The organism is Bacterioplanoides sp. (assembly GCF_965219715.1).
Lineage (GTDB): Bacteria > Pseudomonadota > Gammaproteobacteria > Pseudomonadales > Oceanobacteraceae > Bacterioplanoides.
The window spans coordinates 3,237,006-3,253,327 of record NZ_OZ244785.1; the positions used below are offsets into that span (position 1 = coordinate 3,237,006).

General features: G+C 46.3%; 11 protein-coding genes. 4 read left to right on the forward strand and 7 right to left on the reverse strand.

Annotated features, from left to right (window positions below):
* Positions 1 to 30: 30 nt before the first annotated feature.
* From ACOQOZ_RS15215 to ACOQOZ_RS15235, 5 genes are all read right to left on the reverse strand, one after another.
* Entirely contained in the window at positions 31 to 2,406 is a 2,376-nt protein-coding gene (locus tag ACOQOZ_RS15215) for a phosphatidylinositol-specific phospholipase C domain-containing protein (protein ID WP_420589005.1), read from the reverse strand.
* A gap of 72 nt (positions 2,407 to 2,478) precedes the next feature.
* Complete coding sequence (locus tag ACOQOZ_RS15220) at positions 2,479 to 3,507, reverse strand: DUF2804 family protein (RefSeq protein WP_420589006.1); 1,029 nt, start codon at positions 3,505 to 3,507, stop codon at positions 2,479 to 2,481.
* On the reverse strand, positions 3,504 to 4,715 hold the full coding sequence (locus ACOQOZ_RS15225) for a CaiB/BaiF CoA transferase family protein (protein ID WP_420589007.1): 1,212 nt from the start codon (positions 4,713 to 4,715) through the stop codon (positions 3,504 to 3,506). Before ACOQOZ_RS15225 ends, ACOQOZ_RS15220 begins: the two co-directional genes overlap by 4 nt.
* Positions 4,715 to 6,463 (reverse strand): AMP-binding protein, encoded by a 1,749-nt coding sequence (locus tag ACOQOZ_RS15230; protein ID WP_420589008.1) that lies wholly within the window; start codon positions 6,461 to 6,463, stop codon positions 4,715 to 4,717. Before ACOQOZ_RS15230 ends, ACOQOZ_RS15225 begins: the two co-directional genes overlap by 1 nt.
* 105 nt (positions 6,464 to 6,568) lie before the next feature.
* Positions 6,569 to 7,801, reverse strand: coding sequence for an acyl-CoA dehydrogenase family protein (locus tag ACOQOZ_RS15235; protein WP_420589009.1), 1,233 nt, complete (start codon positions 7,799 to 7,801; stop codon positions 6,569 to 6,571).
* A gap of 139 nt (positions 7,802 to 7,940) precedes the next feature.
* On the opposite strand from ACOQOZ_RS15235, the gene ACOQOZ_RS15240 reads away from it, so the two are divergent.
* Complete coding sequence (locus ACOQOZ_RS15240; RefSeq protein ID WP_420589010.1) at positions 7,941 to 8,975, forward strand: AraC family transcriptional regulator; 1,035 nt, start codon at positions 7,941 to 7,943, stop codon at positions 8,973 to 8,975.
* Between the two features lie 99 nt (positions 8,976 to 9,074).
* On the opposite strand, the gene ACOQOZ_RS15245 is transcribed toward ACOQOZ_RS15240, so the two are convergent.
* Together ACOQOZ_RS15245 and ACOQOZ_RS15250 are read right to left on the reverse strand one after the other, a co-directional pair.
* Positions 9,075 to 11,273 (reverse strand): 3-hydroxyacyl-CoA dehydrogenase NAD-binding domain-containing protein, encoded by a 2,199-nt coding sequence (locus tag ACOQOZ_RS15245; protein WP_420589011.1) that lies wholly within the window; start codon positions 11,271 to 11,273, stop codon positions 9,075 to 9,077.
* 18 nt (positions 11,274 to 11,291) lie between these two features.
* Entirely contained in the window at positions 11,292 to 12,506 is a 1,215-nt protein-coding gene (locus tag ACOQOZ_RS15250) for an acetyl-CoA C-acetyltransferase (RefSeq protein ID WP_420589012.1), read from the reverse strand.
* A gap of 205 nt (positions 12,507 to 12,711) precedes the next feature.
* Here ACOQOZ_RS15250 and ACOQOZ_RS15255 point away from each other — a divergent pair, with 205 nt between their 5' ends.
* From ACOQOZ_RS15255 to ACOQOZ_RS15265, 3 genes are all read left to right on the forward strand, one after another.
* The gene (locus ACOQOZ_RS15255; RefSeq protein ID WP_420589013.1) at positions 12,712 to 13,407 is read left to right on the forward strand and encodes a glutathione S-transferase family protein; all 696 of its coding nucleotides are present in this window, start codon (positions 12,712 to 12,714) and stop codon (positions 13,405 to 13,407) included.
* Positions 13,408 to 13,483: 76 nt separating this feature from the next.
* Positions 13,484 to 15,355, forward strand: coding sequence for an NACHT domain-containing protein (locus ACOQOZ_RS15260; protein WP_420589014.1), 1,872 nt, complete (start codon positions 13,484 to 13,486; stop codon positions 15,353 to 15,355).
* A 271-nt stretch (positions 15,356 to 15,626) separates the two neighbouring features.
* Entirely contained in the window at positions 15,627 to 16,304 is a 678-nt protein-coding gene (locus tag ACOQOZ_RS15265) for a TetR/AcrR family transcriptional regulator (RefSeq protein WP_420589015.1), read from the forward strand.
* Positions 16,305 to 16,322 lie beyond the last annotated feature (18 nt).

Genomic DNA, 16,322 nt, shown 5'->3' on the forward strand with positions numbered 1-16,322 from the left:
TTGGCTTAGTGAAAAAATTAACGAGGGGTTTTAGTGCCTGGTAATGGTCCAGCGCTGATCCGCATTGCCATAGTGCTCCCACATAATGATGCGGCTGCCACCGTTATCACTAATGGAGTGTTGACCGTTCATCTGCGTCAGAATTGCGGAGTCAGAAATCGTCCAGCGTTGGTTAGCCTGGCCATGACACGGCCAGCTGACAATTTCAGCGCCATTCTTTAACTCTCCACGAACGATATCCAGGCACATAGTCGGATTGGCTAACGGCCGCAGCTGACCATTCCAGTGAATAAACTGCTGGTGTGCACCACCACAATTCGCCGGAACAACCTTGGTCCAGTTTTGCGGTTGGTCGGCCATGGCTAAACATTTGCCATGATGCTGGTCGCGGAAGCTTAATACTTCCAGCCAATGCCATTGCTGGTTAGCCCCGCCGTGTTTGCGATAATTCACAATCGCACAATAGTCATCGCGGCAGCTGGCATCCATGGCAATATCAGCGTTGTTGCGATTAACCAGGCCTGTCGCCTGCCAATCCCAACGTAAATTGTTGTGGTCAACACATTCGTGAATACCTAAACGCGCACCGTTGTTTAAATTACCGCGGTTATCCAGGCAGAAATTACCGGCCATTTCGCTGCGTAAAAATCCGTTATTTTTATCGTAATACCAACGCTGATTAATACCGTTGTTACAAGTGTGCAGAATCACATCCTGGCCGTTATAAGCCTGGTTGTATTTAACGGTTAAACATTTTCCAGAAGCCTGATCCATCAACATACGATAACCCACAACATTGTCGGCTGATTGAGCTTTATTGCTGATAATAGTGCGGGCAGGGTAATGATTAGCGCTGTTCCAGTGTTGGCGATTTGCCAGGAATAAACCACTGCTATGGGAGAAAGCATCATTTGCCTGTAATGCCCAGACACCTGCGTCGATATAAGCCCCTGATTTACGGTCATTCCAGATACGGTTATTTAAATTACCATCCACCAGGTAGCTGTTGTGCACACATTTCATTGCGTCTTTAGCTGGCTCATTGCGGTAACCTAAGGTTGCGATATGACCCAGGCAGGTATAGCCACGTGGTGCAATACCCGCCCAGATATTCACATCATGAGTACCGCCGGAATTACGGTCATCCCAAACCCAGCTATAACCGACTGGGTTAACCAGAGCACCGTTTTTTTGATCGTAAACCACATGGCTGGGATAATTTGGATGAGCGTGGGCACGCATCGCGGCATAACCTAATGGATAAAAACCAAAGGCGGTTTTTGGCTTCCAGATGCTGAAGTCTTCTGACGCACCGGTTTTATGGTCGTCATAAACCCAGTCATATTGATTGACCGATTTTAACGCCAGTGGCGCCTGAGGAGCAGCGACGTCCGGATGGTTCATGGCGATTGCAACATCAACTATTTTGGTGTTCTGAAAAAAATCTGCGGACACAAAGTTCACTTTTTTGCCTTCCGAGACCCATTGTGGAATCCACTCGGCCGCAGCGAACTTTAACTTTTGGGTTAATTGCCACAGGTTTTTCGGTGTATCTTCCCGGGTAAATAAGTCGATCAAACCACCAAACACACCACTGGCGATAGCATCAGCATCCGGGGTGAAAGTAATGGAAATATTATGCCAACGATTCGGGTCCTGATTGTTTAATCCCAGGCGATGGCCACGACCGTTTATTAACGAGTGGTGCAGGCTGCCAATACTGGTGGTATCACCGTAGACACCGGTTAACATGGCATCTGAGTTAAACCACTGCTCGTATTTAGAGTGTAAATGACCGGCGTTGGTCATTAATAAAATACTTTTATTCTCCTGCCATGCATGGTTCAGCGTCAGGTTGGCTGCATTAAAACGGTTGTTATTATTGACCAGTACACGGTCGCCGAGATATTGCATCACCAGGTTGTGCATAACTTCCTGTTCTTCAACCGTTTTAGGGTTTTTGGCGAATTCCAGAATCACCAGTTCTTTGGGATGTTGTGCACTCCATTCTTTCACATCCTTAAGAACTTCTTCCAACGTCACGCTGACTAAGCCATGTACGATTACCGGGCGGCCTTTGTGATGTAGAACCCGTAAGTCGAGGCTACGAATACCGCCATTTAGCTGGTGGTAGGCATTTACGTTCTGGGTATTTCCCCAGTTGGCAACAATGGGTTTTGCCAGGTTGTACCAACCGGTTTCTCCTGGAGCGATATCTGAACTTCCATTCATTCCGTATGCACCTGCATCATGACTGGCAGGAATCACCATGTCGCGAATACGGGTGTCAGGGCGGTTTTTATAAAGCTGTTCCATCCAGCGGCTTTTATCCACATCTGACAATGCCAGTGTATTGAATGTCAGTACGCTAAACAGAACAAGCAGAGATTTTTTTATTATTGTCATGCTTTGTCTCCGTGTGTTTATTATGCGAGGCACAGAGCACCCATAAATAATTCACAGGCGCTGATGTATGCCTCAGAGTTTGTAGCGTTTCCTTTCCGCCATGCCCAACATATTGTTGATGGCAATTCGTCCTGAATTCGGGTGGGAGATATGACCTTCGAAGTGTCCAAACGGGCCCTGATAATTCATATATACGAAGCCTAAATGGAATTTCTGATTATTTTTAACCAGTGGATAAAATTTAAGATCGATATCACCATTTTGATCCTGGTAGTGCCAGTGATCTTCATGATGGGTGACGGTGATAGCAGGGAGAAGATATAGATTGTCATCAATCCAGAGGCAGTTTTCATTATATCTTTCCTGATTAATAATCTGATTTCGGGTCAGATTAAAACCAATCAACCTGCCACCAACATGGTCGGCGGCGGTTCCCCAATCATAATTCACCTCTTTGGGGTAATAGCCCTTGTGGTCATCAATAATGGCGTAGCCATTATCCGGTTGAATATGATGAATGCGGGTGCCCAGTTGAATATCGGCTGATGCTTTCATCACATTTTTATAGCTGTACAGAGGACGCTGGCTGGCAAATGGCTGACAGATCGTCATACCATTATAATTATCCTGTAGCTCAGCCTTTATCTTCAGTTCCGGCAGCTTGCCACTGGCAGGCCAGTAGATATCGATCTCGCAGCCCGTCTGTTGGTCACGTGTAATGCGATAGTGAGGCTCGTTGCTCTGATGACTAAAGTTAGTGATGCTGGGCAGACTGCCATCCGCAACCGAAACCCTGGAAGGACGAACGAACTTTTTATATAAGTGATGGGTGTTGGTACTGCGCTGATAATAGGCCAGAGCAATCACGGCAAATTTTTTGGCGTTATACACGGCACCACAAATAAACCGATCACCATCACCGAGCTGAAACGCCTGCCACTCCTTCAGGCGTTTATCATTTTTATTCTCGCTGGAATACATACCCGGGATATTGATCAGATTGCAGTTTTCCACCTGCCCCTGAAAGGTTCCCCAGTGAATTTTTCTGGTATGAGCATCGAACAATGAAGCAGGTAAGGGCAAAAATTCACGGCAACTCATTTGATCGCTCCATCGTGTTTTAACTGCTGGATATCCATTTCACTTAAATGATGCTGACGCAGAAATTCAGTAGTCGATTGCCCGAGTTTGTCGAGAGATCTGTTATTGGATTCTGATGAATCTGGTGAGGAAAAAGGCAGGGGAGAACCCAGTTCTCCCCCGCAAGAGCCAGGTTTAATCATCCCCCTTTCGATGAAATGAGGATGCGCCAGGGCCTGGCACAGGCTCACCACAGGTTCGACACACAAATCCCGTGGAGCGAAGATTTGCTCTAATGTGTCGAAGTCCCGTTGCAAGAAGAAATCCGTCAGCAGTTGTTTAAATTCGGCGATATCTTCCGGTCGCTGGCTGATGGCTTTGCCAACCATATGGGGCTGACCAATCACCTGACACAAACCGGTAATAAATTTGGGTTCTAAACTGCCGACTGAAAAATAACGGCCGTCTTTGGTTTCGTAAAAGTCGTAATAACTCTTAGCGTGTAAAATTTGTTGCTGTGGCAGAATATCATCACCACCCAACGCGCTGGCTGCCGCCATGCCATTCATCGCCAATGCCGCATCGGCCATAGCGATATCAAGATACTGTCCTTGAAGCTCGTCGGCTGATGAAATTTTTTGCACATCGCGCTGGTAGAGTGCTGCCAGAATTGCCATCACCGCATGGTGAGAACCACCGGCGATATCAGCCACCTGAATAGAATATGGAGAGGGTTTTTCTCCGGAGCGGCGACTGTAATCAGCAGCGCCGGCAAGTGCCAGATAGTTAATATCATGGCCTGCACGCTGAGCCAGTGGACCGGTTTGACCATACCCTGTGATCGAGCAATAAATCAGGCCGGGGTGAATGGCTTTTAACGAATCGTAATCCAGGCCAAATTTCGCCATAACACCCGGACGAAACTGTTCGATCACAATATCGTACTGATCGATAATGGATTTAATCAGCTCAACGCTTTGCGGTTTTTTAAGGTCGAGAGCAACCGATTTTTTACCGCTATTTAACAAACGATGCGACGCAGATTCACCGTCAACAAAAGGTGGCATAAATCGCACTAAGTCAGGACGATCCGGTGCTTCAATACGAATAACGTCAGCACCCATATCCAACAACATTTTGCTGGCAAACGGACCCGGCAGCAGAGTTGAAAAATCGAGGATCTTTATTCCCGACAATGGTGAGTTGCCTGATGATACAGAAGTAGCCATTACGCACTCTCCTGTATTTTTCGTTGTTCGGTATCCGTCTTATTTTCTTTGCCCGTTGTTGCACCCAGGAAGTTCACCAGGTGGAGTCCATTGCGACTGTTCAACTGGGCCTCAATGATCGGGCGATAACGCTGCTCTACCTCATGGCGTTTCACTTTCAGAGTTGGCGTCATCAGATGATTGGCCGCAGTCCATTCTTCAGCGCAAATCCACAACCCATCGATAATCTCGTGGTGTTCCAGTTGGCTATTCATATCGCTGACGTGAGCGGTCAGATCTGCTTTTAGTGTTTCTTTATCGATGCCTTCAGCTGTTTCCGATAGCTGGGCCAGTGCTACCGGTTGCACCATACCACGACCAATCACACAAGCTTGTTCAATATGGGGATGGCTCACCAATAACTTTTCGATGCGGGAAGGCACAATGAATTTTGCCTTGGCAGTTTTAAACTGCTCGCGCAGGCGGCCAACAATATGCAGAAAGCCGTTGTTATCAATTCGGCCTTTATCACCGGTACGGTAAAAGCCATCGTCAGTGAATACCGATGCAGTGGCACTCTCGTCACGGTAATAACCCGTCATAAGCCCCGGGCTTTTTAATAGAACTTCGTCGTCTTCGCTGATACGGACTTCACACTCTGGCATCGGCTGGCCAACGCTGGCGACTTTGCGTTTGTGACTGTATAAAGGCTCACCCAGGTTCATGGTGCCGTAACAAGCGTTTTCGGTCATACCGTAACCTTCGAGAATCTGAATTCCCAGACTATCGAACCAACGTAAGGTGGCTTCAGGAATGGGAGCTGCACCACAGCCAATCACTTCCGTTTTATTCAGGCCCAGAGCACGTTGCACTTTATTTTTCACTAGACGATTAATGCCCGGGATCTTAAGTAATAAATCGAGTTTTCTCTGGGATGTCTGAGCCAGAATTTTTTCCCGGAATTTTTCCCAGATACGTGGGATGGCGAAAAAAATAGATGGTTGAGCGCGCTGAATATCGCCCATAAAAGTATCGAGCGATTCAGCAAAGTAGACAGGGGCTCCAGCATAAATACTATTGCCCTGAACAATAATACGTTCAGCCAGGTGGGCTAAAGGCAAATAGGAGAAAAAACGATGCTGATCGGTTGCCTGAAATACCTGGTTAAACATTTCGCAGGTTTCACCAAAACTGCGATAACTGTGCATAACCCCTTTGGGATTACCTGTTGTGCCGGAGGTATAAACAATGGTGTATAAGTCATCGATGGCGGACGGAAATGGATCAATGACAGCTCCACGATTATCACGCAGCAGCTCTTGCCATTGCAGTTCAGCTTCGCCACTGTAATAGCGCAACGCCAGACGTTTAATATCGATGTCTTTTACCGCGTCGGCTACCTCAGCGTCGTTATCCTGTTTGCCAAGAATAATCAGATCACAACCGGCGTGATCCAATACGTAATGTACGCTGTCTTTATTCTGGCCCGGATAAACAGGCACACTCACTGCTCCTAACAGTGCGATCGCAAAATCCGCAATAATCCATTCCGCACAGTTTTTTGACCAGATCGCCACCCGATCACCGGCCTGAATGCCTGCGCTTTTCAGGCCGCTGGCGATGGCTTCGGCATCCAGCTTCATCTGACTCCAGCTCCATTCAGTAATTTCGCCGTTATGCGGCTGGACAAGATACGGTTTGTCCGAACGTTCTGCACTGTGTTGCATTAAACATTCGGTAATGGTGCGGACTTTGTTTACAGTATTCACGAGAATGCGCCTGTTCCGTTTTTATTGTTGGCCGTTGTTACTTTCAGCTGTTGTTATTTTTAGCTGTCGTTATCATCTGATTGCGACAGGATCGGAAACCATGCGCTAAAGGCGCATGGTACGGCTGATAATTTCCTTCATGATTTCTGAGGTGCCGGCGTAAATACGCAGAATTCGGGCAGCAGAGTAGAGGCGTGCAATCGGGTATTCCCACATATAACCGGCACCACCATGTAGTTGCAGGCACTCGTCGGCGACCTTACCTAACAGCTCAGTACAGTGAAGCTTGGCGATGGCGGCGTCATCTGCGGAAAAGCGTTTTTCGTTGTGTTCCAACACGCATTGATCAACGTAGGTTTGTGCCACCTGAATGTTGGCCTTCATTTCCGCCAACTTAAATCGGGTATTCTGGAAGCGGGAAATATTACGACCAAAAGCACTGCGCTCTTTGGTGTATTCAATGGTCATATCCAATGCGCTTTGTGCCGCAGCCACAGCGCCACAAGCGGTGGCTAAACGTTCCTGTGCCAGCTTCTGCATCAGATAAATAAAGCCTTGCTGTGGATTGCCCAGCACGTTTGCTTTCGGAACTTTTACATCGTTGAAAAACAGCTCGGCAGTATCCTGGGAGTGCATACCGATTTTTTTCAGACGGCGACCACGTTCGAATCCAGCCATGTCCGCTTCAACCACAAACAGACCCATGGCGTGTTTGTTGTTTTTATCGGTCTTGGCCGCAACAATCACCAGATCAGAAATCAGGCCGTTGGAAATATAGGTTTTTGCACCGTTTAATACCCAGTGTTCGTCGTGTTCTACAGCGTGGCTTTTCATGCCTGCCAGATCGCTGCCGGTGGACGGTTCAGTCATCGCAATGGCGAGAATTTTTTCGCCACTGACAATGCCTGGCATCCAGCGTTTTTTCTGTTCGTCGTTAGCGTAATCGGCGATGTAAGGCGCAATCACGGAGCTGTGCAGGGGAACAAAAAAACCGGATTCATTGATACGGGCCAGCTCTTCGATCATCAGCTGTTCGTAACGGAAGTCGCTTTCGCCGACGCCGCCATATTGCTCTTCTGCCCAGGGGCACAGAAAACCGTTCTGGCCGGCTTTCTGCCATAGCTCTTTGGGCACTTGCCCTGCGGCTTCAAAGTCGTCCTGATGCGGTTTTACTTCCGCTTCAAGAAAAGCACGTAATGACTCACGATAGATGTTTTGTTCTTGGTTATAATGGCGGCGTTTCATATCCGGCTCCTGGCGTTTATTAACAACCATGCGACCCGCCCGATCACCAAGGCGGAATAGAAAAATCGCAGTTGTCAGAATTAATACGTCCACAGAGCTTACGGAGTGGTCGAAAATGCACCAATGGCATCAGGCTACGAAAAAACTGGCGAAAACTACCATCTGGGTTTAAGCCGGGTTAATCTTTATTTATTAGAATAAAATCAGCTTACAAGGTCGGGGATAGTCATTGATGACCAAGGTAAACTCCGAAGCAGACCTGATACCCGGGCCTGAACACACAACTCCAGGTTATCTGGTTGCGGCTTCTCTCAGAGGAGCGATCAATAAGGGTTATGATCCGCAAGCGTTATTGCAGCAGGTTGGGATTGATCCTGAAATTCTGAGCAATCCCGGTGCGCGGATTGCTTCATCAAGATACGCACGGTTATTACAAAATCTGTGGTTATTATTAAAAGATGAGTTTCTGGGCTTTGGTCAGGTTGTCAGTAAACCCGGCACTTTTGCCACCATGAGCCAGACGATTCTACCGTGTCATAACCTTGAGCACGCATTAAAACGGGCTAACCGCTTTTATCAGATGTTTGATCATACACCGGCGATTCGTCTGAAGCTGATCGACGATCAGCTGGCACAAATCAGTATCGATATGTCGCAGCTGGAAGATCACGATCATTATCTGACCTTATGTGCTATGGGTATTATTCATCGTTTCGGCAGTTGGCTGATCGGTGAGCGTGTACCATTAATCAAAGCCTGCTTTGATTATTCCAGACCTCAGTCATCCCACGATTATCAGCAGTTTTTTACGTCTGAGCTGGAATTTGATCAGGATTTTTGTGGCTTTATTATTCCGCGAAAACACCTGGCGGCGAAACTGGTGCGCAGCGAAGTCGATCTGAAAGCATTTATTATGCAATCTCCCAACGGCCTGATGTTTAACCCGGATGATAACCAGAGTTTTAGCGGTCAGGTGCGTAAATTATTGGGGCGCGATTTTTCTGAAAATTTATTATCACTGGAAGAAATTGCCGAACTGCTGCATATGACGCCACAGACGTTACGTCGCAGACTGAAAGATGAAGGTGCCAGCTTTCAGGATATTAAAGATCAGCTGCGTCGTGATCTGGCGATTTATTATCTCAATGATACCGATTTATCGGTGCAGGAAATCACCGAGAAATTAGGTTTTGCCGAAACCAGTAATTTTCATCGGGCCTTTAAGAAATGGACCGGTACGACACCTAGAAAATATCGGTTAACTTAAGCGTTATTCACTGATCGTTGGGGTTCGCTGGCTCACCACCAACCTACAATAATGCTGTAGGTTGGTGGTGAGTTTACGAACCCCAACAAGCGCTAAGGGTTAGTCCGCTAAATCAGCCACGAACTCTTCACCTTTTTGAGCTTTTTCCTGAACCAGAGCCGGTGGTTCAAACCGTTCACCGTATTTAACAGCCAGTTCGTTACAGCGGGCGACAAACTCTTTGGCGCCATAATAGTTAACAAACTGCAGTACACCACCGGCCCACGGGGCGAAACCAATCCCAAACACACTGCCAATATTGGCGTCGGCAACGGAATCAATCACACCTTCTTCCATGGCTTTGATGGCTTCAATCGACTGGATAAACAACAAACGATCACGAATATCCTGTGGATCAATCTGCTGATCCGCCAGGTAGAAATGTTCCATCAACCCAGGCCAGATCGATTTTTCAGTTTTACCCGCTTTGTTGGTGTTGTACTCGTAGAAACCAGCACCTGCGGCTTTACCTTTGCGGTCAAAATCGTTCGACATTTTATCAACAACAGCGAAGCTTTCCGGCACTTTAAAGTCAGCCCCTTCCGCCTGTAAATCTGCCACCGTCTGATCACGAATATGCTGCATCAGAGTCAGGGAAACTTCATCGGAAACGGCCAGTGGTGATACCGGGAAACCAGCTGATTTAGCTTCGTTCTCGATCATCACCGGGTGTATACCTTCACCAACCATGGCGATGGCTTCCTGGGTATAGGTTGAGAATACCCGGGTGGTGTAGAAACCACGGGCATCGTTCACTACGATTGGCGTTTTCTTAATTTGTAAGGCGTAATCAAACGCTTTGGCCAGCGTTTCATCGTTGGTTTGTTTGCCTTTAATGATTTCCAGCAGTGGCATTTTGTCTACAGGGGAGAAGAAGTGCAGACCAATAAAACGTTCGGAATCTTCAATCGCTTCTGCTAAACCTGTGATTGGCAGAGTTGAAGTATTCGAGGCAATTACCGCTTCAGCAGAGGCGTTAGCCGTGGCTTCCTGGGTTACCTTGGCTTTTAAACCTTTATCTTCGAATACCGCTTCGATAATCAGGTCACAACCATCGAAGTCGCTTGCGTCTGCCGTGGCATTAATCAGTGCCAGGAAATCATCGCGTTCTGCTTCTGACATAAAGCCACGTTTAACTTTTTTCTCCAGCAGCTTGGCGGAGTAATCCTTGCCCTTGTCTGCAGCCTCCTGGGAGATATCTTTTAATACCACCTCAATTCCGGCTTTGGCAGTAACGTAGGCAATACCCGCGCCCATCATGCCCGCACCAATAACACCAACTTTTTTGGTGGTGTATTTCGGCAAATCATCAGGACGGGAAGAACCGGCATTAATGCTGTTCAGCTGGAACCAGAAGGCATTAATCATATTTTTAGAGACTTTGCCGGTCGCCAGTTCGGTGAAGTAACGGGTTTCTACCTGCTGGGCGTAATCAAAGTCGATTTGTGCACCTTCAACGGCGGCCGCAATAATGGCTTCGGCAGCTGGGTAACAGCCCGCGGTTTTCTTACGGGTAAAAGACGGAGCAACGGCGATACGTTGCGCAACCTTCGGATTAATCACCGCACCGCCCGGTAGTTTAAAACCTTTAATATCCCAAGGTTGTTTGGCGTTTTTGTTCTCGCTGATCCATTGCTCCGCTTTGGCGATTAGCTCTTCCGGAGATTCAGCAATATCGTGCACCAGGCCAACGCTTTTGGCTTTTGATGGACGGATTTTTTTTCCTTCCAGCAAATACTGCAGTGCGGTTTCCACACCCAGGTAGCGCACCATACGGATAACACCGCCGCCGCCTGGCAATAAACCGAGCTGAACTTCCGGCAGGCCCAGTTGAATGCTTTCGTCGTTTAAACAGATGCGATGGTGACAGGCCAGGGCAATCTCAAAACCACCACCTAATGCAGTGCCGTTAATGGCGGCAACAACCGGCACACCCAAGGTTTCGATATCACGCAGGTTTTGTTTAACCGCATTAGCGCCGTGGTAAAACTCTTCAGCATGGGCAGGCGTTACCTGTACCAACTCGTTTAAATCGCCACCGGCAAAAAAGGTTTTCTTTTCAGAGCGAATCACAATTCCGCTGATGGTGTTGTTTTCTTTCTTTTGTTTTAACTCGGCAACCGCGATATCCATTGCTTCACGATAAGCCGCATCCATGGTGTTGGCTGACTGGCCCGGTGCATCCAGAACCAGATGCACAATACCGTTGTCTTTTTCTTCTAAACGTACCGCGCGGGCGTTTGAATTATCAGTCGTCATAAAAATATCCCCGCAGTTTCAGTTCTGTTCAACACGTTCGATGATGGTGGCGATACCCATACCGCCTGCAACACACAGGGTGCATAAACCGTAACGCTTATTCTGGCGTTCCAGTTCGTCCAGGCAGGTACCCATAATCATGGCGCCAGTAGCACCCAGTGGATGGCCCATGGCGATGGCGCCACCGTTCACGTTGATTTTTTCTTCCGGGATATTCATTTCGTTCTGGAAGCGCATAACCACCGAAGCGAAGGCTTCATTGATTTCGACCAGATCGATGTCTTCCATAGTCAGGCCTGCTTTTTTCAGCACCTTACGGGTTGCCGGAGCCGGGCCGGTTAACATAATGGTTGGATCCACTGAGGTCAGCGCCGAAGCAACGATACGACCGCGAGGCTTCAGTCCTAGTTCTTCGCCTTTTTCTTTGCTGCCGATTAATACCAGTGCTGCGCCGTCTACGATGCCGGAGGAGTTACCACCGGTGTGTACGTGGTTGATTTTTTCTACCTGGGAATATTTACGAATGGCCGTTGCATCAAATGCCATCTCGCCCATCATTTCAAAAGCGGCCTGTAACTGGCCGAGCTTTTCCATGCTGGTTTCACGAATTAATTCATCTTTTTCCAGCAGGGTAATGCCGTTCTGATCTTTTACCGGAATAACGGATTTATCGAAGTAGCCATTTTCCCAGGCGGCGGCCGCTTTTTGCTGCGACTTGAGTGCGAAGGCATCGACGTCTTCACGGGAATAACCATCCAGCGTGGCCAATAAGTCAGCACTCACACCCTGTGGAATAAAATCGATAGCCGCGTTGGTTTGTGGATCCATTGCCATGGCACCACCGTCAGAGGCCATCGGTACACGTGACATAGACTCCACGCCACCGGCAATCACCAGATCTTCAAAACCAGCGATGACTTTGGCTGCAGCGATATTAATGGCATCCAGGCCTGAAGCGCAGAAGCGGTTGGTTTGTACGCCAGCCGTTACCTGATCCCAGTCAGCAACTAAAGCGGCGATTTTTGCGATATCGCCACCCTGGTCACCGACCGGGGTAACACAACCCAGCACGATATCTTCCACCTGTGAGGTATCGAGGTCGTGGCGTTGTTTTAGTTCGTTTAACAGGTTGGCGACTAAGGTGATGGGTTTAACCGTATACAGTGCGCCGCCTTTTTTGCCCTTGCCGCGTGGTGTGCGGATGGCATCAAAAATATAAGCAGATTGAGTCATAACTTCCTCAGCTGAAGTTGTGGAACATAAAAACCGGGCGGTGTAGTTTCAATAGCTTTCGATCTAATATAAGCAATTGGCCCAATCGACACCTTACTTGTCGTGTTGTGACCCAACCATCGCATCAGATGACAAATAAAATGGCCTAAAACATCATCACCATGATCCGTGTCTGTAAATCAGGCCAACTAAGAAGGAAATGACCGTGAGCGCAATTACCCTGTACCAGTTTGAGATGTCACCGTTTTGCGACAAGGTTCGCCGGGTACTGAAGTACAAAGGGCTGGGCTATGAGGTGGAAAATGTCAGCCTGCAGCAGGTGCAGTTTGGTTATCTGAAGAAGCTCACTCCGATTGGCAAGCTTCCGGTGTTAAGCTTGAATGGTACGAATATCGCCGACTCTTCCGCCATTATTGCTGAACTGGAGCACCAGTATCCTGAGAAGCCGTTATTACCGGCAGATAAGAAACAAGCAGCGCTGGTGCATTTCTTTGAAGACTGGGCGGATGAAGGTTTGTACTTTAACGAGGTGTATTTACGTTTTGTGCTGCCTTCCAATGCACCGGAATACGCGGCGATGGCCGCAAAAGAAGATAATGCTTTGTTTGCTGCGATTGGCAAGATGGTGGCGCCGGGTATGATTGCCAAGCAAGCTAAAGCTCAGGGTATTGGCCGTAAGTCTCTTGCGGAAGTATTGTCCGATCTGAAAAAACACTTCTCGCATTTATCTGACTGGCTGGAAGGCCAGGACTACTTGGTCGGCGACTCTCTGACGTTGGCGGATATATCCGTAGCAAGCCAGCTGAGTTGTATTGTTGCTACGCCGGAAGGTAAAGGTGTGGCGGCTGATTATCCGCGGGTGAGTGAGTGGCTGCAGAGGGTGGATGGGGAGACGGTTTGAGTTTCACTAAATTATTGATTAGTGATATTTCTAATGATAAATTTTCCACATAACTCACGTTGATGGAAGGCAACACATGGCAGTGATAGAAGCGATTGCTCTAACAGGATTAAAGACCTTAACATCGTCACTTATTAAAAAGTTTTCAGACTTAGGATGGAATAAAGTCGCGGAGGAATATAATGCTTCATTCAGTCATGAAGATCTTGTCAGATTTTGTATGGCTTGCGATGAATATGTGAACATAAGAACGTTATATTCTAGCCAAAAAGATGTGTTTATAGACGATGTATATGTTCCTTTGTTTATGAGCCCTAGTAATGATTTGGATTCCCAATATGAAATCTCGAATCTGAATTTTTACAGCGAAGGTATCACTAATATAATTGGTCGCGCAGGGCAGGGGAAATCTACATTTTTGAGAAAGATGTTGTTAAATGAACTTCAACATGGCAGCACTATTCCAGTCTTCTTCGAGCTTAAGTATATCAACACGGATGAATCGCTAGTATTGCAGTTATCAAAATGGTTTTCTAGGCATAATCTTAATATATCCGAGAAAGGTATTGGTCGGTTATTGAAATATGGTTATTTAAAGATATTTTTAGATGCATTTGATGAAATAGAGCCTTCTAAGCAGGGAAGTGCGCTAGAAATAATAAAAGATTTATCTAGGTTGTACCCTAAAGTAACGATAATAGTAACTAGCAGGCCAGACACAATAATAACTACAGAACCTTTCATTAGTAATTATAATGTCCTGAGTTTAAGTGCGGAAAATGTTAGGAAGTTATTTTTAAATATTTCGGAAAATAACGTTCAAAGAACAGATGAAGCAATAGAACAATTAGAAAAAAATCCGCAAATATTTGAAATAGCAAAAACGCCTATACTATCTATATTGCTTTTCATAACTTATAGAACGTGGTCAAAAATACCTGACAATTTGGCAGATTTCTATAAAAAAATATTTATAACATTGCTTACTCATCATGATACCTTAAAGCCTGGAAAAAAAATTGATAGAGGTATAAATATACCTCTTAATGATCATAAGATCGAGGATGTTTTTAGTGTATTCTGCTTCACAACTTTCTCTGAAGGCGTAACATCTTTTAGCACTCGCGAAGCATCCGAATTTATGGAGAAATCACTAGAAAGTGAATGTCATGATGATATTTGTCCCGAGGATGTAGTTGATACTATTAAAAAATGTACAGGGATTATATCTAACGATGGTTATGATCAGCTCTGTTTCTCTCACAAGTCTCTTCAAGAATATTACACTGCTTCTTACATAGCTGGCCAGAAGATCCATGATATTAGGAATTTCTATAGTGCGGTAAAAGTTTATAGCCAAGAGAATAAGTATGATGCTGTATTGAAATTCCTTTCATCTTTAGATAGAGAGAATTATATAAGATATTATTATATTCCCTGTTTTAAAGAGATGTTTGAAGTATCTTCTGTTAAACCTGAAATTGATTATGCATCTATGAAACTATGGATGGGTAAGGTTATCGGAGCTGTTGAAATACCTTTCTCAAGTTTTCACAAAAGTATTATAAGTAGTGAAAACAATAAGTCTCGCGAATTGAGTATAGGATTTAGATTTAGAGTTAATGAAAATATGAGCTCATTTTTCTACAGGAAAATAATGAGTGATCTAATGTTGTCTCTTATAAAAAGTGGTATTTACCTAGAATATATCAAGGAGAATAGTAATGAATTGAAGGAGAGCTTTAAAACAAATAGAGAGGTAAGTGTGAGCTTAGCAGATCTCTTAGATAGTGTTGATACTGAAAAGTCAGATAGGTTTTTAGATCTTCTAGAGATAGCTTTTGGTGAAGATATTTCAACCCCTCATAAAGAGTTAATGAAGTTTTATAAGAAAAAATCCAAACCAAGTTTATTGAATCAGGTTTTCAAAAAAGAAGAGCCTGCTTGATTAATATTAACTTTTTCGGGAACTTCCATAAATATACGGTCTGGAATCACCAAACGGATTAATAAACTCAAACAGTTCAGCAGTGATTAACAGAAACCCATCTCCCAATCGCTGCTGAATTTCTTGCGAATCATACTGATGCGCACCTATCGAGAGTACTTCCTACCTCCTCTTTGCCACGCCTCCGGCCGATTAATATCTCTATTGAGCGATGTTCGCACTCAAAGCAGTGAACCTGCATTCACTTCTTAGTTGCGCCTAAAAGTGAATCATGATTCACTTGTTTGATCTTAAGCTGACCCATGATGACTCCGTGGCATATCGCGAAACCGAACATACTAAGGCCAAAAAGGCTCACACCCGCCAGCGTTTGCTGAAGGCCGCCCGTGCCTTGGTGGCAGAAGGCGGCTTTGCGGCGGCGACGGCAGCGGCTGTCGCCAAGCGTTCAGAAGTGGCGGCGGGCAGTATCTATCGTCATTTCCCCAATAAAGCGGAACTGGTGGCTGAGGTGTTTCGATATGCCACCGAACATGAAGTTGAGATGGTGTATCAGGCGACACAAACAAACAGCGGTTGTGCTGAGCGTTTGCAGGCTGGTTTAACCGTATTCGCCCAGCGGGCGTTACAAGGCCCGCGGCTGGCGTATGCGTTGATCGCTGAGCCGGTTGATCCACGTGTCGAAGAAGAGCGTCTGAAATACCGTCTGGCGTATGCCGAAATTTTTGAAGATCTGATTCGTGAAGGTATGGCTGCCGGAGAATTCGTCGACCAGGAACCGGCGTTATCAGCGGCAGCATTGGTCGGTATGTTATCTGAATCGTTAATTGGCCCGTTATTTTTGCAGCGCGAACACACGGCAATAAACAACGGCGATCAGCCTGATCACACATTATTGATCGGCCAATTAAATGCGTTATGCCTGAGAGCTGTTGGCTGTCAGAAAAATTAGTACGTTATTTTCGTAAAA